Origin of the sequence: Nocardia aurea (assembly GCF_003123685.1) — a bacterium.
GTDB lineage: Bacteria > Actinomycetota > Actinomycetes > Mycobacteriales > Mycobacteriaceae > Nocardia > Nocardia aurea.
In genome coordinates, this window is record NZ_QCYJ01000175.1 from 173,193 (window position 1) to 200,130 (window position 26,938).

Annotated in this window: 18 protein-coding genes; 10 read left to right on the plus strand and 8 right to left on the minus strand. The window is 60.9% G+C overall.

Annotated elements, in window-relative coordinates:
- Positions 1 to 61 precede the first annotated feature (61 nt).
- The 10 genes from DAT37_RS43365 (at position 62) to dbpB (DAT37_RS43405) (ending at position 9,230) form a co-directional block, all read left to right on the plus strand.
- A complete protein-coding gene (locus tag DAT37_RS43365) occupies positions 62 to 967 on the plus strand; it encodes a hypothetical protein (RefSeq protein ID WP_109530787.1) in 906 nt (301 codons plus the stop codon).
- A 767-nt stretch (positions 968 to 1,734) separates the two neighbouring features.
- Positions 1,735 to 1,878, plus strand: coding sequence for a hypothetical protein (locus DAT37_RS44715; protein WP_157979002.1), 144 nt, complete (start codon positions 1,735 to 1,737; stop codon positions 1,876 to 1,878).
- Between the two features lie 396 nt (positions 1,879 to 2,274).
- Complete coding sequence (gene queC / locus DAT37_RS43370; protein ID WP_109530835.1) at positions 2,275 to 2,982, plus strand: 7-cyano-7-deazaguanine synthase QueC; 708 nt, start codon at positions 2,275 to 2,277, stop codon at positions 2,980 to 2,982.
- Positions 2,982 to 3,623 carry a 7-carboxy-7-deazaguanine synthase gene (gene queE, locus DAT37_RS43375; protein WP_109530788.1) on the plus strand — a complete coding sequence of 214 codons (642 nt, stop codon included), beginning with the start codon at positions 2,982 to 2,984 and terminating at the stop codon, positions 3,621 to 3,623. Before queC ends, queE begins: the two co-directional genes overlap by 1 nt.
- Positions 3,578 to 3,994, plus strand: coding sequence for a 6-carboxytetrahydropterin synthase QueD (queD, locus tag DAT37_RS43380; RefSeq protein ID WP_332873401.1), 417 nt, complete (start codon positions 3,578 to 3,580; stop codon positions 3,992 to 3,994). The genes queE and queD overlap by 46 nt, the downstream gene beginning before the upstream one ends.
- Positions 3,975 to 4,799: a GTP cyclohydrolase FolE2 gene (gene folE2, locus DAT37_RS43385; RefSeq protein ID WP_198654730.1), complete on the plus strand. Its 825-nt coding sequence runs from the start codon at positions 3,975 to 3,977 to the stop codon at positions 4,797 to 4,799. Before queD ends, folE2 begins: the two co-directional genes overlap by 20 nt.
- Entirely contained in the window at positions 4,777 to 5,742 is a 966-nt protein-coding gene (locus DAT37_RS44720; protein ID WP_157979003.1) for a hypothetical protein, read from the plus strand. The genes folE2 and DAT37_RS44720 overlap by 23 nt, the downstream gene beginning before the upstream one ends.
- A complete protein-coding gene (gene dbpB, locus DAT37_RS43395; RefSeq protein WP_198654731.1) occupies positions 5,742 to 6,884 on the plus strand; it encodes a DGQHR domain-containing protein DpdB in 1,143 nt (380 codons plus the stop codon). Before DAT37_RS44720 ends, dbpB (DAT37_RS43395) begins: the two co-directional genes overlap by 1 nt.
- Positions 6,881 to 8,110: a tRNA-guanine transglycosylase DpdA gene (dpdA, locus tag DAT37_RS43400; protein WP_109530793.1), complete on the plus strand. Its 1,230-nt coding sequence runs from the start codon at positions 6,881 to 6,883 to the stop codon at positions 8,108 to 8,110. The genes dbpB (DAT37_RS43395) and dpdA overlap by 4 nt, the downstream gene beginning before the upstream one ends.
- A 13-nt stretch (positions 8,111 to 8,123) precedes the next feature.
- A complete protein-coding gene (gene dbpB, locus DAT37_RS43405) occupies positions 8,124 to 9,230 on the plus strand; it encodes a DGQHR domain-containing protein DpdB (RefSeq protein ID WP_109530794.1) in 1,107 nt (368 codons plus the stop codon).
- Between the two features lie 137 nt (positions 9,231 to 9,367).
- On the opposite strand, the gene dpdD is transcribed toward dbpB (DAT37_RS43405), so the two are convergent.
- From dpdD to dpdE, 8 genes are read right to left on the minus strand one after another with little or no spacing between them, the layout of a single operon-like run.
- Entirely contained in the window at positions 9,368 to 11,362 is a 1,995-nt protein-coding gene (gene dpdD, locus DAT37_RS43410) for a protein DpdD (protein ID WP_109530795.1), read from the minus strand.
- On the minus strand, positions 11,359 to 11,880 hold the full coding sequence (gene dpdK / locus DAT37_RS43415) for a phospholipase D-like domain-containing protein DpdK (protein ID WP_198654732.1): 522 nt from the start codon (positions 11,878 to 11,880) through the stop codon (positions 11,359 to 11,361). The genes dpdD and dpdK overlap by 4 nt, the downstream gene beginning before the upstream one ends.
- Positions 11,877 to 16,328 carry a protein DpdJ gene (gene dpdJ, locus DAT37_RS43420; RefSeq protein WP_109530796.1) on the minus strand — a complete coding sequence of 1,484 codons (4,452 nt, stop codon included), beginning with the start codon at positions 16,326 to 16,328 and terminating at the stop codon, positions 11,877 to 11,879. Before dpdJ ends, dpdK begins: the two co-directional genes overlap by 4 nt.
- Positions 16,325 to 17,014: a hypothetical protein gene (locus DAT37_RS43425; protein WP_157979004.1), complete on the minus strand. Its 690-nt coding sequence runs from the start codon at positions 17,012 to 17,014 to the stop codon at positions 16,325 to 16,327. Before DAT37_RS43425 ends, dpdJ begins: the two co-directional genes overlap by 4 nt.
- Entirely contained in the window at positions 17,007 to 20,075 is a 3,069-nt protein-coding gene (dpdH, locus tag DAT37_RS43430; RefSeq protein ID WP_109530798.1) for a protein DpdH, read from the minus strand. The genes DAT37_RS43425 and dpdH overlap by 8 nt, the downstream gene beginning before the upstream one ends.
- The gene (dpdG, locus tag DAT37_RS43435) at positions 20,072 to 20,944 is read right to left on the minus strand and encodes a protein DpdG (protein ID WP_109530799.1); all 873 of its coding nucleotides are present in this window, start codon (positions 20,942 to 20,944) and stop codon (positions 20,072 to 20,074) included. The genes dpdH and dpdG overlap by 4 nt, the downstream gene beginning before the upstream one ends.
- On the minus strand, positions 20,944 to 23,511 hold the full coding sequence (gene dpdF / locus DAT37_RS43440; protein ID WP_157979005.1) for a protein DpdF: 2,568 nt from the start codon (positions 23,509 to 23,511) through the stop codon (positions 20,944 to 20,946). Before dpdF ends, dpdG begins: the two co-directional genes overlap by 1 nt.
- Positions 23,501 to 26,899: a protein DpdE gene (gene dpdE, locus DAT37_RS43445; RefSeq protein WP_332873402.1), complete on the minus strand. Its 3,399-nt coding sequence runs from the start codon at positions 26,897 to 26,899 to the stop codon at positions 23,501 to 23,503. The genes dpdF and dpdE overlap by 11 nt, the downstream gene beginning before the upstream one ends.
- Positions 26,900 to 26,938 lie beyond the last annotated feature (39 nt).

The following is a 26,938-nucleotide window of genomic DNA, read 5'->3' on the forward strand; positions in this document are numbered from 1 at the left end:
TCTGTTCCATCTCATTCCTCGTTCGATGGAATGAGATGGAACGGATCGGAGAGGAATCCCGATGTCGAACACCATGACGCCGGCCTGCGTCACGCCCACGCAAGTACGCTGCCAGTTCCCCGGCTGCACGACCCCGGTACCCGCCCGAGTCCCCGGACGGCCCGGCGCACCGCGGCGCTACTGCGACAACCCCGAGCACACCGCGCAGAAGGCCATGCGCCGACTGCGTAGTCTCACCACCACCGAAGTCGCTGTCGTGCAACCGTCCCCGCGTCCGATCACCGACGGAACCCACACACTGGTCGGGCTGCTGGACCACTATGGGCACCTCTGCGGCGATCTCGCCACCGTCGTCGGTGACGTCGCCGACCTGTTCGCCCGACTCACAGACCCCGCGGCTGTCGACCGCGAAATCGAGGAAATACAGCGACAAGCCGACCACCGGATCACTCTCGCCGACCAGGCCCTCGCCGAGGCCGAACGGGCACGAGCCGCGATGGCACAACGACTCACCCGCGCCATCGCCGCGGAAGAACTCGCCTCGGCCGCCGCCCGCGAAGCCCGCTCCGCAGCCAAGGAAGCCGACCAGCGCGTCACCGCCGTCGAGAAGGTCGCCGCTGCCCAGATCACCGCCGCGGAGTCCGATCGCGACCGAGTCCGCGGAGACGCCGAGGCCGAAATCACCGCGACGCGCGCGATGCTCGAGACGGCTCGCCTGGCACAGGCTCACGCCGAAGGTGAGCGCAATGCAATCAGCACCGAACGCCGAGCCCTCCTCGCCGAGGTGGCACAACTCAGGCACACGCTCGACACCGAATGCGCCGAGCACCGCCGCACACTCGAAGCCCGCGACATTGAATACGCGCGCGCGATCACCGCAGCCCTCGTCCTTGCCAGCCGGACCGCCCGCGAGCACCGCCGGCAACTCATCGAATTGATTCGCGAGCGAGAGAAGGAGACTTCGTAGTTGGGCTGTGCCGGGCGAGGCAAACCGATCAGGTGCCACACGCTGTCGCTGAGATGCCCTCCGCCAGAACACGGAACGACCTTCGGCTGGACCCAACATGATTCTACCCGCGAGCCCACTTCTGCGCGGTGCTGGGTGGAGTGCATCGAACCGACGAGCCTGATGGGGCCCCAGGCTTGCCAGAAAAGGTACCTAATGGTGTCTGCGGTTAGCCGCCGAGATCAGCGAAGAGTCGACTGGTGGTGGCCTCGATTCGTTATCTTTAGAGGATTGGTTCGTTTTCGGTTCTGCGAGCCGATTGCTGATGGGCTGCTTGGAAGCGGAGCCTCTGGTTCGTTGCGAGATTGTCTGAGCCCAAACGGCAGCGTAGGCGTCGGACTCAGCCAGGCGCGCTCGGTGACACGTGCGGATGGTACGCCGCTATCTCGATGACGCGCACCATCGGATCCGGTAGGAACTGAGGGATATCGCGGTCGAAACCGTTGTCGGCGAAGCAATTTTCGCGGCGTTGGCACAGTCACGGCTACGGATTCGGAGTGGACGGGCAACGTGGCCCTGGTTGTCCACCGCAAACGCTCTGTGCATCGCGATGATCGTTGGCGAGCTTGGCACGAAGGTCGCCAAGATCGTCACCGATGTGGTCGGACCACTCGTTGAGCAGCTGGAATCGCTCTTCACCAAAGTGCGGGCATGTGTTTGTTCCGCCGTGCCAAGTTCCTCAGCCTCAGGGGCCGACTCGCTCGCTGTTGCCCGGTGGCGGGGCGGCATTGATCAATCGCGAGGTCCTGGTCGATTCCCACCACCACCACCACCACCACCGCCGCCGAATCCGCCGGGCCAACGCGTACTGGCGAGAACCAACTTCCCGGATGATCGACTACGCCCACATGTTCGATCTGGCCGGGCAATAGATGCAGCTTTCTGCGGGGACTGCGGCGCCGCTGAACTGTCGGAGCCGATAGAAACTGCACGATTCCGATCAACATGCCCCTGTAGTTGTCCCAATCATGCTGTCCTCGTGCGGGAGTGGCGCGACTGGCCCCTTCGATCCTCGCTGAGCCTCGTCATCGGGGAGCGCTCAGTGTGTCTGGCAGCAGGTTGGCATCGTCGATAATTATGCAGGTCAGAGGTGCCACTCGGGTGGTGGGTGGACTGGGCCTCTGTGTTCGGCGCTTGCTGTAAATGCCATCGTTGTAGTTTGCTGGTTGCGACGTCTGTGAAACTGGAGATAGTTGGGTTGAATGATCGATGCAGTTTGACTACAACTGCTGTTGGTGTGGTGACGGGTGCAATCCTCGGAGGAGATGATGAACGTGGTCCAGAAGGCTGTGGTGCTGCTGAGCGGAGGGCTCGATTCCTCGACGGTCTTGGCTATCGCCAGGCACGAGGGGTACGAGACCTACGCTTTGAGCTTCCGTTACGGTCAGCGGCACAGTGTTGAACTGGAGGCTGCCGAGCGTGTAGCGAAGGCGCTCGGCGCATCGGGGCATGTGGTGGCTGACATAGACTTGCGCGTCTTCGGCGGCTCGGCGTTGACGGCGGACATCGACGTTCCTCATCACGATCGAGCCGAGGATCTCGACGTCGGCGAGATCCCGATCACATATGTTCCCGCGCGGAACACGATCTTCTTGTCATTTGCCCTAGCGTGGGCTGAGACTCTCGGTGCCAGTGACGTCTTTATCGGTGTCAACGCTTTGGACTACAGTGGCTACCCGGATTGCAGACCGGAGTACATCGAAGCATACGAACGGATGGCGAACCTCGCGACCAAGGCCGGTGTTGAGGGGCGCCAGCAATTGAAGATCCACACGCCGCTGATCGAGTTGACCAAGGCGCAAACCATCTCGCGCGGCCTGGAGCTGGGTGTGGACTACGGCCTGACTCACAGTTGCTATGACCCCCGCCCGGATGGTGCCGGTTGCAGAACCTGTGACTCGTGTTTGCTGCGTATTCGTGGCTTTGCAGAGATAGGCATGGCGGACCCAGCGCCATATGCCGCCGGGGTCGCGTGATGGCGTATCAGGTCAAGGAGATCTTCTACACGCTCCAAGGAGAAGGTGGCAACGCAGGTCGCCCAGCTGTGTTCTGCAGGTTCGCTGCTTGCAACCTATGGAATGGCCGGGAGTCCGGGCGTAGTCGCGCGATCTGCAAGTTCTGCGACACCGACTTCGTGGGTACAGACGGGCCAGGGGGTGGCAGTTTCACGACAACAGCGGCATTAGCTGAGGCTGTCTCAGGCACATGGGAAGGGAATGCTCACCCACGAGCCCGCAGGCTTGTCGTGTGCACTGGCGGAGAGCCGTTGCTCCAACTCGACCAGCCACTGGTCGGGGCACTCCACGAAGCGGGATTCGAGATCGCTGTCGAAACCAACGGCACCCAGTCCGCGCCCCAAGGCTTGGACTGGATCTGTGTCAGCCCCAAGGCTGGCACAGATCTCGTCTTGACCGCGGGAGACGAACTGAAACTGGTATTCCCCCAAGACCAAGCGCCTCCGGAACTATATGAGTCGCTCGACTTTTCGTCGTTGCTTCTGCAACCGATGGATGGACCCATGCTTCAGGAGAACACGAAAGCTGCGATCGAGTACTGCCTACAGCATCCACAATGGAGGTTGAGCGTGCAAACCCACAAGTACATCGGGATCAGGTGATGGAGATCTTCCGTGAATTCACCTTTGAAGCCGCTCACCGCCTACCGAACGTCCCCGACGGCCACAAATGCGCTCGGCTGCATGGGCATTCGTACAAGGTCGCTATTCATGTCAGAGGCGAGGTGGAGGCCGAGTCGGGGTGGGTGATGGACTTCGGCGAGGTCAAGAAGGCTTTTGCACCGCTGGCCGACCAACTCGATCATCACTACCTCAACGAAGTGCCAGGACTGGAAAACCCCACCAGTGAGGTGCTCGCACGTTGGATATGGCAGCAGTTAGCCGACGTGCTGCCCTTGTCTCAGGTTGTGGTTAGAGAAACGTGCACCTCCGGTTGCATCTACAGGGGAGAAGATGAACCACGTGCTGAGTGATGTTCAAGCGCAACCTGATACGCGCGGCATTGCCCTGGGCGAGGTCGGTATAGACGGACTGCGATATCCGTTGCTGGTCGCAGACGGCCAAGGGGGAAAGCGCGAAGTCGCCGCAACTGTCACGATGTCGGTAAGTCTCGGCGCTGACATCAAGGGGGCTCACCTGAGCAGGTTCATCGAGGTGCTGCAGGAGTGGCGCGATCAGCTTGGACCGGACAGCGCACTCAGCATGGTCGATGACCTCCGAGGCCGGATGGGAAGTACCAACGCGCGAGTGAAGATAGCGTTCCCGTACTTTCTCGAACGGCAGGCACCCGTCACTGGAATCCCGTCATTCATGGATTATGCATGCGAACTGGATATCAGCGCGGATGACGCGAAAGCGGTTCTACTGCAGCAAGTCTGCGTGCCGGTCACAAGTGTGTGCCCGTGTAGCAAGGCCATCAGTGACCGCGGTGCGCACAATCAGCGCGGATGGGTCACCATTGGTGTGCGGGCGCGCGACCCTCGCGGTGATCTCTGGTTCGATGACCTCATCACCGTCGCCGAATTGTCCGGCTCCTCGCCGGTCTACAGCTTGCTCAAACGACCTGACGAGCGGCACGTCACGATGGCTGCCTACGACAACCCGGTCTTCGTGGAAGATATGGCCCGCAATGTTGTCACAGTTCTGCGCCGCGACAACAGGATCGCGGAGTACCGGGTGCGAGTCCTTAACGATGAAAGCATTCACAACCACGCGGCGTACGCCGAGTTCCCTTGGACGACAACAGATGAGATCGGTGGACGACCCGATGCCGGGTAGGCGGTCTGAATCGACGGTCCATATCGTGGTCACCTGTACGAACCGCAAGAGGCAAGTTGTACCCGAGAGCCTGAGACTGGGGAACTTACGCGAGCAACAACAGGGGTTGCGCTTCGCCGAATGGACTCGTCGCCTTACTGCCGAGCCACCAACAGTTCGCGCGCACGATCTCTATGGTGGTCAGCACTGGAACATTGCGCGTGGCCTTCCGACGCTGGTCGGTGCTCCGGCCCGGCTATGGGTCTGCTCGGCTGGCTACGGGCTTGTCGATGTCGACGCTTATCTTCACCCGTACGCAGCGACTTTTTCGATCGGGAACGAGGATTCGGTGGGGCGGGACAAGCTGGAAACCCGGCAATGGTGGCAGCGGTTGACCGATTGGGCTGGCCCGAGCGCCGACAAACCACGGTCTTTCGCGGACCTGGCTCGTCAGGATCCGGATGCGACGATAGTGGCGGTTCTGTCCAATACCTACCTGCCCGCGTGCGCAGATGACCTTCGTACGGCCGCTGGCCTCTTGCGATCCGCGGACAGGTTCACTGTCATCGGGCCGAACTTGCCAGCACGTGGACTGGAAGACGTGGTCATTCCGATTCCCGCACGTTTGCGCTCGGTCGTCGGGGGAAGCCTTCACGTTCTACATGCGCGCGCCGCCGCTCACCTGCTGTCGCAAATTGTGGCAAACGGAGCCGATCTCAGCCATAGGAACCTTCGCGAGGTGGCGCTGCATGCTGTCGACACCGCTCCACCCGACACCAGTCGTCGCGCACCAGGGGTCCGCCTGTCCGACGACGCGGTGCGCGAGTACATCCGCTCCCATCGCGGCGTCGAAAAATCAAGTGCCACCAGGCTTCTGCGGCGACTGCGAGACTCGGGCCAGTCATGTGAGCAAGGGCGGTTTAAGCATCTCTACCATGAGATTGCAAGGGAGGTGGAGAACTAGTGGCGAATAAAGACAACCACTGCTTGCGGCGGCGCGCGCTCTGCCTCGCACAGACAGAGAAGTACCCACTGTATGTGTTCACACTCAAGGCTGAAGAAATCCTAGAGATCGCCGATATCTCCAGAGTCAGTCGCAATGAGGCCGGCAAGCTGATCGGCTACCAGCGACCGGAAGTTCGTCGACACATCCAAGAGATCATCGACTATCTCGACAGTGACCTCGCAATCTTTCCCAACCCGATCATCATGGCCCTGTCCGCACAAGTGCAGTTCCACGCCATTCGGGGCAACCGTATACCCGGTGATGAACTAGGTATCACCGGAACGGTGACTATTCCGCTTCCATCTGCCGGTCGTCCTAAGCCAGCATGGATCGTTGACGGCCAGCAACGCGCCATAGCCTTGTCACACGCTAAGAAGCGGGACTTCCCCGTGGCTGTCACCGCATTCGTGGCCGAATCGGTGCAGGTGCAGCGTGACCAGTTCATTCGTGTGAACAACACGAAGCCGCTTCCGCGTGGGTTGGTCACAGAATTGTTGCCCGAAGTCGACCGGCAACTTCCACCTCGACTGGCATTGCGAAAAGCGCCGTCAGAATTATGTGACGTGCTGAATCTTGATGAGCGATCGCCGATGCATGGCATGATCAAACGTACATCGACAGCGAAAGGATCCAGCGGCAAAGCAGTAATTACTGATACTGCAGTCGTTGACATGATCCAAGAAAGTATCACCTCCTCTTCCGGATGTCTTTATCCATACAGGGACGTGCGCCAGAATGAAACTGACTTCGATGGAATCATTCATGCCTTAATTACATACTGGACTGCGGTACGGGATACGTTTCCCGATGCATGGGGCAAGCCCGCCAGTCGCAGCCGTCTTATGCACGGCGCAGGAATTCGTGCGATGGGGCGATTGATGGACAGAATATTGGGAACAGTGGATGCGCGCCGGCCTGACGCACCTGAGATAATTCGACAGCATCTTGCGCTTGTGGAACCATATTGCCGTTGGACCTCGGGGATCTGGGACGAGAATGGACTGCGATGGAATGAGGTCCAAAACATGCACAAGCATATCCAAGAACTGTCTAACTATCTGATCCGAGTGTATTTGAACGCACGGGCGGGTATGTCGTGAAGTTTTATTTTCCAGACAGTCAAGACCTCGTCAGTCCAACATACGATTTTATCCATGACGAATACTTGCCGACCCGCGTACGTCAGCGAGACGACTTATATGCGCACGAGGTTTTGGTTGCGCCCGCTTACGATGGGATCCTTGTTTCGAAAGCTATCGTCGACGGTTCGCTGCGCGGTGCCGGGAAATACTCAATGCCGCAGCGGCACCGCCTCTACAGGCTGGGAGTGCGGGGGTTCTTCCGCTTGCCTGACGACATAGCCACCCTGGGTGACTGTGGTGCGTTCAACTATGTCGACGAGCGTGAACCGCCTTATACGGTCGACGAAGTACTCGACTTCTACGAAGAATGCGGATTCGATGCCGGAGTTAGTATCGATCACATCATACTAGGCTATCACCGCCCCAATAGCGCTAATCCGCCGCCGGACGAATGGACTGAACGACGCCGGATATCTCTGCGCTACGCTGAGAAATTTCTATCGGCAGTCATCGACCGGAGATCGCGACTGGAACCGGTTGGCGCTGCACAGGGGTGGGATCCTGCCAGTTACGCCGATAGTGTGTCCGAGTTACAGAAAATGGGGTACAAGCGCATAGCTCTGGGCGGTATGGTGCCGTTGAAGACCCCGGATATCCTGGATTGTTTGCGTGCGATCGACCCCGTACGGGCGGACGATACCGAATTGCACCTACTTGGGATCACTCGACTGGACACGATCGGAAAATTCGAGGCATTGGGAGTAACTAGTTTCGACAGCACATCTGCGTTCCGCCAAGCGTTCATGGATGATCGGGACAACTTCTACACCGAATCCAGCACCTACACAGCTATCAAGGTTCCGCAGGTTGACGGGAATCTCGCCCTCAAACGCGCAATACTCGCCGGACACGTCTCCCAGCGCGACGCGGTCCAGGCCGAACGCGAGTGCTTGAACGCGTTGCGTGCCTTCGATGCTGGCCGTTGCAGCCTGACCGACGCGCTCGACCGTGTGCTGACCTACGAGGAGATAGTCGGCGTCAAAAGGAGCTACCGTGACGCCTACCGCCGCACACTGGAGGACGCGGCTTGGCAGTCCTGTCTCTGCGGGCTCTGCGCGAAGCACGGCATCGAGATGGTGATCTTCCGAGGTACCGAGCGGAACAAGCGACGCGGTTTTCATAACCTGTCGGTTCTCGCCGAAAAGATGAGAACGTTGCACACCGAACCAATGCCGGAGTCCTAGAAGGAGTTTGCTTATGGCCGACCGATACGAGATCAGGGTGCCGGCACTTGAAGTGCGGCAACGAGAGAGGCGAATTTACTGCTTCGCAATCGATGGCAAACGCCTGCACGACTTCACGACGGTGTCGCGCGTACGACGGACGGATCACGGAGATCTCGACGGTTACCAGCGCCCTGAGGTACTCAGTCATATCCGAGCGATCCAGCGCTACATCGAATCTCCGGAGGCGATGCTGCCCAACGCGGTCGTACTGGCGTTCGACACCCGGGTCCGGTTCGAATCCAGTCAGCGACGCAGTGACGTCGACTACTCGTCCATAGGTGAGTTGATCATCCCAGTTGATGAGACCCTCGATGAAGCCGACAAGCCCGGCCTGCTCGTGGACGGGCAACAACGAATCGCTGCAATACGCGATGCCGATGTCGACGAGTTCCCCGTTGCCGTAGTCGCATTCATTGCCACGGGACAGGACGAGCAGCGCTCACAGTTCATCCTGGTCAACAACACAAAACCACTGCCCAAGGGCCTGATCCACGAGTTGCTGCCGGACTCGGCAGGCTACCTGCCACCGAAGTACGCCAGGCGCAAACTGCCCGCGGAGTTGATGACCCGGTTGAACATCGACACCGACAGCCCGTTCCGGGGCGCGATCGCGACCCCGACCTCGCCCGATGGTTACATCAAGGACAACAGTGTTCTCAAGATGATCGAGAACAGTCTCTACGACGGCGCGCTCTACCAATACCGCAACCCCGAGGACGGTTCAGGTGACGTGGAGCAGATGGTGCTACACCTCAAGATCTTCTGGAAATTGGTCGAGAGCACCTGGCCGATCGAGTGGAAGTTGCCGCCACGCAAGTCGCGACTTACGCACGGCGTCGGGATTCAGGCTCTGGGTTACGTGATGGATACGGTGACCGACCGGTACACCGCCGACCAGTTGCCCGAAGCCGGGGTCGAACACCACCTAGCAAAACTGCACGATATCGCAGCCTGGACCTCGGGCACATGGGACCTTGGCCCCGACGATCAGCGGCGTTGGAATTCGTTGCAGAACACCCCAACCGATATCAAGTTGCTCACAAAGGCGCTCGCGGGGGCTTTGCGCGCTCGACGCTAGGACATCGCTCGTCGTTTGCCCGTCACTGCCCACTTGTGTCAGTGACGGGTGTAAATGATGCAGCGAGACGTTCAGGGTGTGCACCTTGTATGGGCCGCTGCCGTCGTGCCCGAACCGACGGGGTCAGGTCACTCCCGTTAGCCGTAGCGTCTTTTAATTTCTGCCAACGTTGTGCGGAGCAAAGATGCGGACCCACTTCCGTCCACGTACGCAATCTTCTCGCTACTGGTGTGGCACGAGATGAATCCGGTTGCGGCGTGCTTCGCGCATCGAGTGATCAACACAACCAGGTCTGCGCTTTGCACCCACAGGCGCAGGCGGGGGCTGCCGACGTGGTCAGAAGAGCAGGTGACTCGGGCATTCGGTGCGAGGGCGCGAAGCTGCTCGGTCACCCGACCCAGTACCTTCTCGTCAAGTGAGTAGAGAAGGATGCTCACATTGGCGGCGCGCCACACCTCCGGCTCCAACTGTTCGTCGTCTTGCTCAATTTGCCACGGCAATCCGAGCTCGAGTTCTCCGTCGAGCACCCGAGCAAATGCAATATCGGTGGGGTCCAGTCGTTCCGAATGTCTGGAGAGCGGAGTCAGCAAGCGGTAGCTAAGCTGTTGCCGCGCAGCTTCATCGGGACATGCCGACAACACCAGTGTGTCGACGATGTCCAGGACGACCGACGCCCGCTCCGGAGCAACCCAGCGGTCGGACTCCGAGCCGATCTCCCAGAGCATGCGCTGGTAATGGTCGGCGTTCGGGGCACCGCGCAGTGCGACACCGAGCAGCGCTTGAATCGCCAACAGGTCGCCGGGGTTGAATCGGCTGTGTGTGAGTGCGTTAAGGATGAAGGCCTCCGCACTGAAAGCTGCCGGATCGTCGTAGCCTGCGGCCTCGAGGAAAGCGCCTACTGCACTCCATGCCTGTTCAGCGGCTTCATCCCTCAAACCGTCCAGCAGGCCAGCGATCTCTTCATCGTCCTGGGCGGGCGGTGGCCAGTCTTGCCAACTGGACTCCCTGAGCACGTTGAGCACGGCTGGAGAGTTGTCGGAGATTGCCGCCAGCAGTTCGCTCCAAGAGCGAATAGCGGATTGCGTTGCAGGAGCGGTCTCCAGTTCAGGAGAGTCGTCCTCGACCCTGCTCAGCAGTTGTTCGCGTACCGCCTCCGGAAGCTCCTCGAATCGGTCCATTCTATGTAACTCGTCCTTCGCGTGCTTCAGCAGGCTGTGATCGTCTCCGATGATTCCCGCGAGCACCGCGATCGTCCACGCGCTGATTGAACGCATCCTGAGCGGGCCGTTCAACAACTCCTGGAGGTAGGTTCCGGTGTCCATGAGCACCTGGAACGCCGCGTCGAGGTCACCAGTTGCGAGGTAGTCCTCGATCGCGCTGAAGTACAGGGATTCGAGAAGAGCTTCGCGCACAGGTGTAGGAGGCTCCTGCCTGATGATGTCGACTAGGCGAGGCAGTGCCTGGATTTCGGCGTCCTTACCGAGCCGGTTGAGCCGTTTGATTGTCAGGTACGCCAGATTGCTGGCGTCTAGTCCGCCGACCTCACGCAGTTGGTCGAGGATTGCCGCCGAACTCGCCTCGCCACCGGCGGCCAGTGCGGCGTCGAACTCGGCCAAGAGCCTGCCGGCAGACTTTACGACGCGCCAGGACCGAGTCGGCCGGTTCGCGAGCGCCTCTTGCATCAGACGCATCGCGTCAGTCAATCTTCCCCGCTGTTTTGGCATCGGCCCCGCACCGAGGCGAAATACAGCTGCAGGATCCACGTACTCAAGGAGGATCCTCTCGATCTCAACCCCCGCATCAAGCTGAGCGGGGCGTTCCATAGAGGAGTCAGCGAGGTAGCTAGGTCCCGCAAATGCCTTAATGAGTTCCGCTGTGGGGACAACGTCCTCCCGCTTGTCTACCACCACGTAGATGGCGAAGCGATCCAACGACTTCTTCAACCAGGGCAATACCAGTGCTATCTCAGGCCGATTCAGGGCGTTGTCGACGAACGGCCTGGTACGGTCCGCCCATTCGTAGTCCTCGGCCATATCCGGCCACGCATCGTTGACGGGTGCCGCGAAGTAGGCTTCGAGCAACCATCGGATCTGTTCCGGCGTCCGGGTCGAAAGAACCTCGGTCTCGGTCACGTCGCACCTTCCCAACGCCGTTCCAGGTCGATTCGTGCCTGGCCGGGCTCACGCCCGCCCTGGATATAGGTGACCGCCTCGTCGTTCACTGTCATTCCGCGGATGGTGAAGTTCATGGATCCGGTAAGCAGCCACTCCTGCCCGCAGAGAGTCTTCTCGTGAATTTCAGGTGCCTGAATCACCTTGAGGCGTCCCTGAGGTGCCATGGCCTTCAACCGGTGCAGGAATGGAGCATTGTGGTTGTCGGGGCGGGTGACGATGCGTATATGGGCTCCTGCCGTGTTGATCCTGGCCAGTGCGTCGGACAACCGGCATACGGTAATCGACTCGTCTCCGAACACTGCATCGAATTCACCTGCGGAGTTGTCGATCACGTCGATATCGGTGATCCATGGCGATACCAGCCAAATCAGCGGACTGGGAGCGAGCATCTCGGACAACAACACGGCCCGCAGGACCGGTGCAACTCTGATACGCGTCTGCTCGCTGATGCGAATGGTGCGCGCCGATCTGGTCATTGCACCGCCTCCCTGATCTCCACACGCAAGGTGGTGCGATCGGAGTGCCTGACGATGTTCCGAACCTGCCCGTAGACGCGAAGGGCATCACGGTCGACAGGCAGAACTGGAAGCAGCACCAAAGCGTCAGCTATAGCCTGGTTTCCGCGGCTGCGACCTACCAGGTCGAGGCGACCGTGCTCGGCGAGTGCCGTTTGGTACCGCTCGATCCAGTCCGGGTCCTCAAGCTCGATCTCGAGCAACTGCTCCGTGTGTAGAGCGGCGGCCAACGCTCGCTCAACGGTGGCTTCCTGGCCGTATCCTTGGTAGTACTGCAGGTGCTGGTTCCGTGCCTGGTGGCCGCGGGGCCACAGCACACTGAACGCCTGATCAGCAGTCAGTTCGCGCTCGTTGTCGGCAAAGGAACCGCGGCTGGCAGCGTAGGCCACCACACGCGCATCGACTTCCACCCCAAGTCTCTGCTCCAACATGATCCAGTCCTCTACCAGACGCAACGCTGTGCGGTCCGAGGCAGGGTCCGAGCCTGGGCGCAGCAGGCGGGTCGACAAGGCGGCAACTGCGGCGTGCCGAGGCGGCCCACTAAGAGCCGTCCACGCCTCACGCAGGTCTTTGAGCCCAGCTCCCGCAGCGTAGGTGGATCGGGCATGCCGCAACTTGGCAATGGCGCTCGCCGCTGCACCGGAAGGATTTGCCGTCAACTCTTTCAGGAGTTCCAGCATCGCCGCGTCCACGTGCTCATGCTCTCCCGGGGCCAGCATCGAGTCGACGAGCGTCCAGAATGCTCGCGGGTCCTGCGAATAGTTCTGGACCAGGTACTCGACCACGCCGACACCTCCGATCGACGTCTCGGTCAGCCATACCACGTCGTGGTCTCCCTGCGTCCCCTCGAAGACGTCGACGGTGAGATCCTTGTCCTGGGCATGTGGGCAGGCACGAATTGATGCGGCGAGGATCGCGGCGGCAACCGTGTGCGTGTATACCTGCCTGGCCAACGACGCCGTCTGGTTCACGATGTCCGGATCCGCCAGGAGTCGGCCTGCACGATTGACGGTGTCGATGACGTCCTGCTGCGCGGCCAGCGCCGAGAGATCCTGGACGAGTCGTTCTGTCGCCGACACGGTCGAACCGGGCGCCTCGGTGCTCCGATACATGACGGTGAGAATCTCTTGGAGTTGATCACGCCATGCCCCACCAGCTAGCTTCGCGTGCACCTCCGAGCCTGGGGCCCCGTCCGCCCCGGTGAGGGTGTAAGCGGTGAGGTAGATCTGGGCTAGCCACTCCCGCTGGAACCTGTTCGCTACGTCGTCGAGAGCGGGATCTGTTCGCACCGCATCGAAGAAAGCGACCGACCGCCATTGAGGTGACGCAAGGTAGGCGCGAAATCCGGGGCTGTCGAGATCAGGACGCCTGAGGACGAACTTGATCCCATCAACATCCAGGTGGAAGCCCAGGGCTGCCGGTCGACCGTCGAGCAGGTATGCGATCTTCCGCCGCTCATCAACCCGCTGGTTGGTACGCGCGACGACACTGTCCGCCCCGATCGTCATCCGCCGAACCTCGACCGGGTTCCCGCTCCGGTGGGAGCAGAACCCAACCTCGACCAGTCGGGTGCTCCATAGCGACGGATTCGGGATATCAGCCGCGTTAGGCGGTGCGCTGTCGTTGACCACGATCTCGCTGACCCATAAGGGAACGCCCTGGGACCTTGTGTTGATATCGGGGTCCGGCTCCGTCATGCGGATGCAGGTCGGACGGACTACCTGGAAACTTCTGTCGTCAGGGCCCTTCCACACACCTTCCACGGTCGCGCCCGGACCGACCACTGTCCGCAGGTCGAGTTCGTCGGAACCGGCCTGAGGTGCGATCCAAGTTCGATCGTCGTCGCGTCGGTATGCATATCGTTTGCTGACTCTCCCAGGTACGGCCTCACGTAGTGCCTGCGCGATACCCAGCGCCTCCGGCTCGTCTTGATCATCGAAAGGCAATATTAACTCGACCTCGGGGAGGTTCAGAGGTGCGAACAGCGAGGTTGTCAGAAATTCCGGAAGCAGCTTTCCTCGACCAGCGCCGGGATCTTCACGGGCTGGCTTCCACCGTGTATTCAGCCTCCTCAACGCTGTCGGAACTGCGGACAGCAGTAACGATCTGGGTGGATCCCACAAGATCGCTCGGACGTCGTCGGGGCCGATCTGCAACGCACTTTGGATATGCTTCGCAAGGTGGTCCTGGGTCACTTGATCTTCCAGTGCGTCGCGAAGGATCTGGGCCACAGTCTCATACACGGAATCGTCAAACTGGTGTTCACTCCACGGGCTTGTCAGCACAGTGCGAGGGTCGACATAGCACTTTCGTGCGCGCATTCGAACACCCAACCAGTCGAACATGGCCTGCGTGGCTTGGATCTTCTGAATGAACCTGTTGCCAACAGGCAAGGTCGGGGCGGTCAAGACCGGAGTGAACAACGATTCGTAGGCCTGGTAGGCCAGGCGATCACGCCCATACTCCGACAGCGTCACTACAGTGATTGGCCGGGTGTCCCGGAGACGACCGGCCCGTCCTCGCCGCTGGATGAACGCTGCCGGATTACGCGGCGCCTTGTGTTGTAGTACCAACCCGACCCGGGCGTCATTGACGCCTACTTCCAGTGACGGTGAGGCGACAGTGAAGTCGGCGTCTCGGTCCATCCCCGCGTCCTGTGACGAAGTCCGGCCGATCCGCAGGTATTGCTGTCTGAGGTCCGGAGACAGCAGGTGCCCGATCTTCTCCACCACACGCCACACCTGGCCGTCACGCTCGCGATCTGCCTCAAAGCTTCCCGCTGAAGATCGCAGCGCAGCCAGGATCGGCTGCTGACCATTGCGCATCGACCGGTTCTGCCCGCCTTCGGCGTCGCGGAAGTCGTCATAGAAGCGGTTGGTCACGTCCAAATCGTCAGTAAAGGCGAACCCGGTCGTGCCGAATACATGTTGCTTCTTGTCGAGGATCCTGCCGAACAACATTGCGGTCTGAATCGAGGTCGACAGGAGACTGGCCCGGGACACGGGATCGCCGCGTAACGCGATGCAATATTCGCGTCCCTCGTCCATCATGTCGTCCTCCGCGGGTTCGACTCGGTCGACAGCACTCGATGGGAGGCCGGTCAGCGCGGCGAAAAACCGCTCGCTGTCACGCAGCGTCGCAGACAGGCCGACGAAGGTGATCGGTTTCTTCGTTGCGTTTCGCCAACGCCGCAGCAGAAGCGCGACTTGAGCACCGTGCATCCCGACGTAGGTATGCACCTCGTCCAACAGAACAACAGAAGGCGGCGCTCCGCCCTGCCAGCCCAGCACACCCGACAGGTTGTTCGTTGCGCCCCTGTTCAACATCTCTGTGGTGCTGAAAAGAATTTCCGGAGCATTAGCTCGGATGCTCTCCCTGGTCAATGCCAGGCTTGGCGACTCGATCACGTAATGACAGTTTCCGCATTGCAACCGCTCTACACCGGCAAGCCGACCGGCCTCCGGCCAGATCAATTCGCCGCGTTCGCACTCCGGACAACTGAAGTAGGGGCACACGAACCCGCTCTTGCTCCGCTTCCAGCCGGATCGTTGGTTCCCGAAATACCGAGAGTCCTTGTTGTGCTTCGGCGTACCCCCGTACAAAACACCGATCCGGATCTGCTGTGGGGTAGTCGCCGCTTCGTGAAGCCGTTGGGCGATGCGGACCGTCTCAACAAGTTGGTCTCGCAGCAACTCCACACGAGGGTAGATCGCCAAAGTGTGGACACCTCGCCGGGCGGACCCCGCCATCGAAGCGAAAGCTGGAAGGTAGAAAGCCATGGTCTTCCCACTGCCGGTGCCTGCTCCGACGATGATCCCTTGGCTACGTTGCGCATGAATGGCCGAGAAGATGCGTTGCGTCGCAGCGAGCTGGAAGGCGGCCAAATTGTTTTCGCCTACAAGAACTTTCATGACACGCTCTTGGGCAGGACCCCAGCCCGCTTGCGTCGCCAACTCGGCGCATGCCCGGTCCAGCGTGATGTCTCGCTTCGGATAACGGCGCGGTTGAACGTGCAGCCTGTAGTCGGCCACGAGTCGCGGCCCCCGCAGCCACCAACCCGGCTGCGGGGCAGCCCCCCAACGTGGCGGGAAGAGTTGCCTGAGGTTCACGGTAAGCCGCAGCGCCTCAGCCATCCGCGTTCGGTACACAGGCGTTTCTGCGGTGTCGTAGGCTGGCGCGGTGCTCGACGCTGGCACCAGTAATGCCTTACTTACCAGGTAGTCGACAAGGTCGTCGATGGTGACGCCGCGAGGTGCATCCGCATGTTCGCAGAGGACACGCTCGATCGTCGCGGTGACCTCGTCCAAGGAAAGCACCCCGGTGGTTACTCCCCAAGACAGTAGAGGGAGCTCCTGGTCTTCCAATGCTGAGAGGAGGTCGTTGACGAATCTTAGACTTATTTCACTCACGTACCGGTCCTCTTTACCGTGATCTGCGCATCGAGGTGCAGCGACCGCAGTAGGGAGATCTCGTCGTCCGTGATCTCCGCCAGTGTGGGCGGCCGTTCACCAGATAGCCTCACCATCAGGTTTGCGACTGCGGGTGGCGCGTCAGGGACATCGGCAAGCATGTCTGCCAACCCACCGATTGAGGTTGTGAAGAGACTGACGGTAGATTTGGACAAGTCCTTTGCGCGAGACCACCGTTCCAACTCGTCCAGTTTCCGACGAGCCTCATGCTGGTCTCCCGGCGGAAGCATCGGCATGCGTGTCAGATGCAACTCAGAGATCCGGGCCAACGCCCAGGTGGACCATGCTGAGCTGATCTCACCCTCCAGTCGCTTGCACACCGCAGTGATACGCCGGTTGGCCCGTTCGAAGACCGCATCACCAGGGTTGGTCACACTTCGCACTTTGGCTTCGAACTCTTCATATCCATCGTCCACAGTGGAGAGATCGACTCTCGTGGACCCGATGGTCTCGTTGACCTTGCGAGCAAGCTCGACCTGGGTGCTCAACTCGCCGAGCGAGGCTCGCAGTTTCGTCGTCCGACTGCCAATCCGCCGGGCCTCGTTGGCGCCCTTCTCCGCGGTCGCCAAGCGGCGCGCCTCACTCCGCAGTTGCTCGACTTTCTCGAAGACGGTCACCTCACTCATCGGTCGGTTCCTCGTTGCGCACTATCTCGGCCCACTGGCGGACTGCAGAACTGAGATTGTCGGAGATTTCCGAATCATGCCCTCCACTCCGAGCGTTGGCTGATTCCAACGCCTCGTCCAACCAGGCGTTGCTGGCTTCCAGAAAAGCTTGAATAGCGGGCAGCGCCGGACCGCGTCCGCGGACCGCGACGAGCATCTTCACCCTGTCCAGGTCGTTGCTCTCAGCCGCCATATCCGCGAGGTGCGTGAGGTCGTCCTCGAGATCAGTGATGACACTCCAGTCCACGTCTTTGACGTCGGTGGCGAGTTCCTTCAGGTTCTCTCTCTGAGTAGAGGTCATCCGCAAACCGTGCTGATTGGCTTCAGCGATGGCGTCCAGAACGGCTGGCACGACCTTGGCCAGCGTTCCTCGAGCAACCCTGCGGCGCAGCGAGGCCAGCAAGTCCCGCAGCACATCCAACTGCTCGTCCATGACGCGGGGAATCAACATGAAACCTTTGGCTGCCAACGAGACCCAGGCCGGCGTCGGGCGGTCACCGACCTGCCACGTCCATTCTTGAGCCGCTTGGTTGAGCAGCGGAAGCAGGTGTGCGGCATCAATGAGGCGGACCTTGCCGCCCACCCCCTGCGAGATACCGACCGCATTCCTGATTTGCGCCACAAGCGCTTCGCGCTTGCTCAGGTGCTCTGCCAGTGTCGAGGTCCACTGGGGTACACGAGTATCGGAATCCTCACGGACCCAACCTTTGCCGTCATGCATGACCACGTCGACCAACTTCGCCTCCGGCATGCCAGGCCACGCCTGGCCAGCCATTGCGGCGCCGATCAACGACACCCGCAGACCTAGCACGAGGTCCGAGTCGGTGATCTCCTGCTTCGCTAGAACGGCCGCGGTGAGATCTGGGGCCTTCGACTCGGCCAACTCCGCCAACTGGTACATGCTGTCCATAGAGTTGGGTCGGTGCCCTTCTCTCAACAGCAGTACCGACTTGAAGAACTGGGCATTGTGCCCAGTCTTCGCGAACTGAATCGGGGCCGTCTCTGGGTCGATCTTCAGCCCACCTCTCGCCCCGCGGATGTATACGGCCCCGGAGGTGCTACTCCATACCGACTTGAGGGCATCCTTGCTCATGCTGTTCATCAACGGGTCTGCCCAGTCGTACCGCTGGAGGACCGCATCGGCGACGATGGCCCTTAGGTCGCGGGCGACGTTGGGCATAGCACTCTCGTCCTTCGTCGCCCAGTCCTCGATCTCCTGGAGCGACCGCCGGAGAGATGGCGGCAGCGGAGGGTTGCCTGACTCGGGAGCCTTATCCGGTTCCGTCGAGGATTTCCGCCTCTCCGCAGTCTGAGGGCGCGGTGCACTTGAGGTCTTCAGCGTTGCTAGCCCGAACGCGAGTCGTACCCCCGGTTCGCCTTCGAAAGGTGACTCGGCGTTGCCCCAAAATTCTAGGAAAGCGCGGTATCGGTCGACTTCGGTCGGGTACGTGGATTCCACCATGTCGAGCATGGCGCTGCCGAGCGGATCGTCGATTTTCGCTCGGCGAAACCTGTCGCGGAAGCCTTGGTGCGGGAAGGCTCCATCCCTGATGGGTTTGGCATCTTCTACAAGGACTTTGTGAACCACGGAGCCCAGCACTGCACGTGGCACGAACTGGTATGGCGCCTCTGGGGGAGCAGTGGAGTGCACCGCTCTGGTCAGTGCGGAACGATTGAAGGGGTAGAGGCCATAGCCCTTGTCAGACACGCCGAAAGCGGCATGGCAGTCAGTCTTAAATGAGCAGGATTTGCAACGGTTGGGAGGCTTGGATGGGTCTGCCAGCGCGTCGAGCACTTCGGCCCCGAGTCTTGCGGCGTTGAGATAGCGTGCCACAAAGGAGGTCATGTAGTCCTCCTCCCGATGTGTGGCGTTGAGCGGCGCGTCGAGGTCATAGACATATCCGACTGTGGCGTGGAGGCGGGTCAGCACCGTCTCTGGCAACGATTGGAAATAGCCGGTCGTCACCGCGAGCAGAGTTCGGATACGGGCAAGCACCTCGACGCCCTCCCGTCGCGCAGGTTCGATCATGGCGTCCAACAGTTCCCGCTGCATGCCTTGGATGAGCGCGAAGTCTTCTACGAGGAGAACGATTTCGCGGCCTTGGCGAACATATTCCCTGCGAACCTCCTCCATCGCCGACACCAGGCTGCCTGAACCCATATTGAAGGCCCTCTTGACTGACGCCTCCAGACACTGGTTCAACAGGTCGACAGAGGCATCCCGCATCGCCGGGTTGGTGCTGAGCATCTTTAGAACGCCAGCCGTCATGTCCGCGACCTTTTTGATGTCACCGAATTCCAGAGGGAGATCTTTGGCGGTGAACTGTTCGGGGCGCTGCTGCTCGCCGTCCCGGCGGTCATGAAGGAGTTGGTGTGCCAACTGGGGGATGAATCGCGTTGGCTCCAGCATGTAGCTGCGGACGTGGGGGTCCTGCATCAGGACAGCCACTCCGCGCGGGCCACGCAGTAGTCGTGTCGGCCCGGAGACGCCGTCCTGCGTGGTGGCTGACAGTTCTTCCTCAATGCTGTTGATCAGGCGTCTTGCCAGAGCTTCGGGCTCCACGCTCGACGAGAGTTGATCGATCGCGCGGCGAAGTTCGGCTCCATTTTGTGACTCAAGGTCGGCGAGGAGTTCTGCGATGACGGCCTTGAGGCTGGTCTTTCCTTTCTCCAGGTAGATGACTTTGCGCTCGGGTGAGTCCTTGATCTGCTCGCGAACCCATCTGATGAGGTGGGATTTACCGGTGCCTGATCCGCCCACGACGGGCATCAGCAGAGCGCCGGTGTCAGACCTTCGCGTCAAGAAGTCTGACAGGACTTCCTTTTCGCCAACTAGTTCCTCCGCACGCTCCAGGTTCTTTGCGTCTTCGCGCGTTCCCCCTGTCAACCGACTGCGTCGGAGTCTGAGTGGAGCGTGTGTAGCCAGGAAAATGGCGCGAGAGGGGCTGACCGCCTCGGTATTGATCGTCTGACCTGCTTCTTCAGCGCTCCAGCAGGTGTGCAGGGTGAATTGCTCAGTCATTTGATTCCCTCCCGGACCTGGATGTCGGACACCCGGCGGTTTGGGTCATCTCGGTCTGCCACGGTCACCGTACTTGCGCTGTCCGCAAATCGTTCGAACTGCAACCAGCCTTCGTAGCAGCCGCGGAGAAGCGCGAAGGACAGGGCAGGGTCAACAACCTGATCACCGGGATCCTGAATCCCCAGTCGAGTCGAGTAGGCGCCTCCAGGTAACACAGGAATGGCCTCCCTGAGTGTCCGCACCAGGTCCACGGCAGAGACTGTTCTCCCTGCTAGCTGGGAATTGGTCAGCACTTGGCGGACCGCCTTCGTACAGTCGGGGGTGAGCGCGCCTGAATCAGATGCGGAAATCAGTGGTGCCGCGCCCAGGCCCAGCATTGGCGCCCAGTGCCCGAATCGTGGCCAACGCACATTGCTCGGTGTCGGGTTCTTACCTTCGACCGAGAAGCGTCCCGCGCTCCTTTCGTCCACCTGTTCCCGAGTGACCGGCGAGTCCAAGGGGTCGAATGAAAGGAAGTAGGAGAGGACAATGGTCATGTCCCTGTTGCCGGTGATGGGGTCGGACTCCAGATCGGTGTTACGTGCTGGAGCGAATAGGGATTCGCGCAGGCGGTGTTGAAAGCTCCCCAGGGTCGGCGTCGAATGTCGCAGTGAAAGCTTGCCGCTCTCGTCCTGGGCCACCAACCCCAAGTCCCGCAACGTACTAACCGTCGACTGGAACGGAGAGTCGGTCTTCATCTCCATGTTCAGCGAATCGGGGCTCAGAAGTGCTCTGGCCTGACTATCGGTCAAGGGTTGTCGCGCGCTCAATAGTCGTACCAGCGCCCAAAGTTGCGTGGGCAGAGCCTTGTCGACGTTCAGATAGGCCATCAGAGGGACTCCAACGCTGTGCGCACGGAAAGGGTCGGTCGGTGGATTGTGGCAAACGCTTCTGACACCTTCTCGGGGTGCGCGGTATCGGCTGGATGGAGTACATAGACCACGTCCTCGGACCGAATCCGCTCCACTACATCTGTTGGCAGGCAACGGGTTTCGGATGCACCGACCCACAACATCGGGCCCGCATAAGACCTCAACAGGTCGTCGTCTCGGTCGTGGATCAAAGAGACCTGGCCTACGTCCCGTTGGAGGGTTGTCATCAACTCGGGAGTTGCACCGGGCCCACCCACAACAGGCAACCCTCTCAGCACCAGCGCATGGAGGAGCCTGGGCACAGATCGCTGAAAGTCCACATCACCGTCCCAGGTGATACTGAGACAATTCGCTCGGCCTCGGAAGCGGAGGAGTGGGTCGTCGTCGACTGGGCCGGTCGGTGCCGGGAGGAACGGGGTCGGCTCGGCCGCCAGTCGGTAAAAGGCTGCATCCGCGGGCTTTTCCGTCTGACGGCATCGAGGGCATCCTCGGCAGGTTACGCCGATCGTGACGTCATCGGTGCTGTAGTAGGCCGCCAATACCTCGCCCATGCATTGCCGCCCACTGAGCATGTCGCGCATGTTGTCGACCGCCCGGCGCCTGCTTCGCTTTATTTCGCCGCGAACGCGCGTGATTCGCTCCGAAAACTCAGCCTCTCGGTTCGCGGCACCGTCCAGCAGAGTGATTTGTACCAACTGATCGGCGGACTGACCAGGTGTGTCGAGTTCGTCGTCCCATACGTCGGATCCGGCCTCAGCGGGCACAGACAAAGCCAGGTCGATCAGTCGAGCACGGTGCATCAGACCCAGGATGTGCAAGTTCCAACCCTGGTTCGATTTCGAGGTTCTGGACAAATCTGCTCGGTAGCAGTCAAGGTCGACGCGGTACACCTCCCTTGCCAGCCGTTCTGCCCTGACAAACATCGCGCGCCATCGCTCGAACGCCAAGGTCGCGCTGATCAACCGCTCGTCTGCGAGGCTTGCGGCAACGTCGAAATCTTCATCGACGCTCAACAAGACCGACAGTGAGGGGAATCCGTCGCGTCCGCCGCGCCCCACCTCCTGGTAGAAGCGATCGAGGGATTCCGGCACGCAGGCGTGCACGATCGTCCGGACGTCGCCGAGGTCTACTCCGAGCCCGAATGCTGACGTCCCGACGACGACGTCGTAAGCGGTCGAGACCGCTCCAGTCGAGTCTCGACCGCTCCACCCGGCCATTGCCTGCTGCCGCTCGATGTCGGTGGACTCGCCGGTAACCGCCGTGACCCGGTGCAAACCTGACTCGTGCAGTCGGTCCCGCCACAACCGAGCATCGCGGCGAGTGGTCACGTAGAGCACCATCGGCTTGGGCAGCAGGTGCACCGCGCGCAGAACCGCGGAAACGCGGCTCGCCTCCTCCGTATGGTGTGCAACGTAGAAACTCGGTTCGTGCCGTAACTGTGCTGCAGAGATGACCCGGGTGCGTTCAGGGTCGCCGAACATGAACTTCAGACTGAAGATCTGGTCACGTGTAAGAGTTGCGCTCATCGCGATCGTCACCGGAGCCCTGCCCTCCGGGGCTGAGGCAATCCAGTGATTACGATGTCTGGCCATCGTCTGGAAGGACTGCCTGAACCGGATACCCCATTGCTCCACCAGGTGGGCCTCGTCGATCACGAAGTAGCGCAAGTGCCCGGATGTGGCGGCAGCCTCCAAAGCCTTTGCGAGACCGGTGACCAGGGCTTCCGGTGAGGTGAACAGCAGACGCTGCCGGCCGGACTTGATTGCTTCCCGGATTCGTCGCTTATCGTCTTCATCAAGCCCACCTATGTAAGCGAAACGGTCGTGCGGGGCGCCGATGTCATGGTGCCGCATCAAGTCTTTGGTTCGCCGCTCCATGTCCAGTGCCAATACCACCGTTGGTACGACAATCACGGTCAACCCCGAATGCTCGGGGGCCACCATCCCTGCGGCCAACGCGACGGCCGTCTTGCCCTGACCGGTAGGCAGACTGAGGATCAGTGTGTTGCCCGGCGCGGCGAGCGCTACCGCGCGAGCCAGTTGCCGCTGTCCGGTTGACTTGTAGCTTCGATGACCGAAGGCACTGGTCATGAACGGATCGGCTGGCACAGTTGCCGGAATGAAGCGTTGGTTGGCCTCGCTGCCGAGGTGTACATTGCGCAGGTCTTCCTCGGCAGCGGCCGACGCCACTGACGCTCCTGTCGTCTCCGGAGTCCACGGGGTCGCCCAGACGCGGAATCCGCCGGGCGTTTCGAATGCGGTGCACTTGGCGTTCGACCACTCGGAAATATCTGGAAGAGCCGGATCGCGCGGTGTGATCAATCCTTCGCTGTTTCCCCGCACTGCAGCGTCCAAAAGCACCTGCCGGGTAAGCACAGCCACATCGACCTTGGAGGCGCGTTGCGTACCTAACTCACGTACAGCGTCCGTCAGCCTGCGCAGAAGCCCGGTCGCGTCATCGAAGGACGGGACAGTAGGCCACTGGTTGAACAACTGCTGTGCGCCCCTCCACGAATCAGAACTCACGACCCTGCCTTGGGATCCCCGTCCGGGCTACGCATATGGCCGCGACCACGCGTGCGCTTGGGTTGCGAATCCCGTCCGCGAGAGCGGATGTCAGGGCGCTGTCCAAAACCATCGTCTCCTCGTCGTTCACGAGTCGTCCCGCCAAGGCCCGTGCCTTGGCTTGCGCCTGCATCACCCGCATGCTGGCCGTAGCTCGGCCCAGTGCCGCCGAGGATCGGTCGGTGAGCTTCGTCGTCTCGGCCAGGTGAACACGTACCAACTGCTCTGCCTCAACGCCGGCCTTTCGGAAGCCCGCCCATCCGCCGAACTGACCGACCAAGTCATCGAGCTTCGATCCGGTGACGTTGTGGTCATACCGAGAGTTCAGCGGTCGCTCCAGCCACCTCGTGATCTCCGGGCCTGTCACTGTGCAATCCTCGCCGACCTCGACCCACGCACGCATTGTGAAAGGGGCGAAAAGCCGGTCAGCGCGGCGCCGCAGGGCGAGGATCGCACTGGGCACATTGGGCACATGGGCGGTCGCGGCCTGCAGATCCGCTTCGAAAAGGAGGTCAAACCCGAAGTAGATCCCAGGTTCCTCTTCTTGATGACGGGGGTCGATGCGGGCCACACAGGTTGCTTGCCCCCGGTCGTCGTTGTCGATGATGTGTGCCAGGAGATCGACGACCGGGTTGCCGATGCGGAAGATCCGCCTACCAGGAGGCTGAACGGCGACAGACCTATTGAATACACCCTTACCCGAGTCTTCCCCGAAGCGAGATCCGGCGAAGCGCAAAATACTCGGGTCGACTCTCGGCTTCGACCCTGCGACGTCGAACACCTCCACACGCCGGCCGTCGATGGATTGCTCCAGCCGTCGGATGTCGATACCGCCGTTCTTCCCGGACGTATAGCCGAGAACCGCCTCTCGAATCTTGGTCCAATGAGTCTCCAACGCGCTCATGGCGTCTGCCACGTCGTCGGAGTACGTCACGCTGTGATGGATCGACTCCAGCATGTCCATCTTGTCGATTTCGATCGACGCTTCCCTCAACGCCCGCTCCACTTCTTCGGAGCAATCCACTAGTGCGTCGGTCCCGACATCGAGCGCTCGACGCCATACGGAGCCCAGCCCTTTAGAAATCGCGTCCTGAAGTGTCGACACCGAGGCATCGAAGATCCGGTAGCCACTGCACAGCAGTTCCAGCCACGCAGTCGTCGCTGCCAACTCGCCCCCCGAAGGCAGGACAACATAGTTCGCGGCAGGGCCACGCGGGGTACCCTTGCCGCTCTCCACGAACCTATCCACCCGGCCGAGTCGTTGTTCGAGCCGATTGGGCGACCACGGCAGTCTCAGGTGAATCGCCGCGTCCGCAACCTGAAGGTTCAGGCCGTCTTCGCCAGAGTCGTCGCATACCAGCAAGCCGGCAGGCGCATCCCGCCAACCCGCAACAGACTTCTCCGCGTCCTCCGCAGGCATGGATCTGGTGTGTTGGAACAATGGGGCTTTCGGGAACCGCGTCCGCAGGTAAGTAGCCAGGTCTTCCGCAAGGGCACCACCACCGCAGAATGCGATCGTTTTCCGGTGCCGTGAGAGCACAGGTAGCAGAGCCTTGGTCATCTGCTCGAAAACAGTCACGTCGCTCTCGGCCACCACCTCCTCGACTGCACGCAGAGTATGGGGTTCGTGAGCCAGGACTGGGGGGAAGGTCACGAGCCCCCGGTCGACCGGGTCCATGGCGACCGAAGGGTCGATGCGCTCGACCCGCAACCGCAAGATTTCGAGGAGGTCACGCCCGCTTACGCCCAGACGCGACACGAGGACGCCGTAAACCTGAGCATAGGCGGAATCCTCGTCCGCGGCACCCCGATCCAACAGAGCGCCGCGTGTACCGGTCCGCCATTCTTCAAGAATCTCCTGGATTCGCTCATCGGCAGAGGACTGGATCGTCAAATGCTTCGGTAGCTCGCGGCCTCGCACCTCGTAGGGCACAAAGTCGGAGTCGGCCCGATCCGCCAAGACTCGAGATCGCCGGTGACGAATCGTACGCCGATGCAACCGGTAGGTCTCGCTGATGTGCCCTCGCAGTTCGTCGACACGCAACCGGAGTTCGTCCTCATCGGCCACATCAGCGAGGTCGCCGTCGGGAGTGAGTAGTGCGAGCACCGCAGAGCCCAACTCTTCCACTCGCTGGTCCTCGGGGAGGATGGCACGTACCCGATCAATATTCATCGGGAGCAGCGGTGGCCAGTCGGCATCGATCGCGTAGGCGACGTCTGCCAGTTCGGCGCGCAAGGCGTAACGAGTCTCGAACGCCGCTTGGTCCTCCCAGCGGTAAACGTCTGGGTCCAACAGGTGCAGCAGACCGAGGTGGGTGAGCGGGTTGGACGTGATGGGAGTGGCTGAAAGGAGCAGAAGCCGCTCCGAGGTGTGGGCCAATAGTGCCAACTCGCGGTACGGCGAGGAGATTGGGTCACCTCCTTGGACCAGCACGTGTGCCTCGTCCACAACAAGCAGATCGCTATTCTTATGGTTGGCCCAACCGCTCGGGTTCTCGTGCGCGAGGACCTTGATTTCAGCTCGCGGAAAATCGTCGGTGAAGAACTTGCCCGTCAACTCGCGAATCCACTGCCTGCGCAGCACGTCCGGTGCCAGGATTGTGACCTTGGCTAACGGGTTGTCGATCAGGATCTGCCGGATAACGAACCCCGCCTCGACCGTCTTTCCCAATCCCACTTCATCGGCCAAGAGGTACCGCTGAACCGGGTCTGACAGAACCGCAAGACTGGCTTCGACCTGGTGAGGGAACAGTTCGACCGCAGAAGAAAAAAACGCTGGGACGTTCGCGCAGGCCGCGCGCTGCCAGACCAGCGCATTCAACATAGGCATACGAGCCTGTCGAAAGAACCAGGGCTCGCTTCCGCCAGCGGTCAGCACATGCAACGGATCGCGGACGGGGCGGTTCCAACGCACCCGTAGATCCGACCCTCTCACTCGCTGGTCTGCGCTGCTGTTGGGGAACCGGACGAAATACGATTCGCCCTGCCTTGCAGTAACCCTCCCGGCGGTCCAATCGTGAGCGTCGGGGTCGCGCCAAAATACTCGCGCACCCACGGAAAGCGTGATGAGTTGACAGTCCTGCACGAGAGCATCGACAACTTCGGCGATCGGCTCGGCGATCGACTCGAAGTACTCGATGCGAACTTGGCTCCCCTGGACTGCGGCCACGCGACCGATATCCCACCTGCCTCGCTGGATGATAAAGCTGCCAAGCTGCAACCCCGATACCCCTCCCGAACTCCGGCAAGATGGAGGCCACACCTGTAAGGGTGACAGACATCTCCCACTGGCCCTGTCCTGCAATAGGGTACGGCTAGGTTCAAGAGGATGCGCCCCTGGGTCCGTCACCAGGCGCGGTAGCGGCGGATCGAGGTAGTGGCCTTGGCC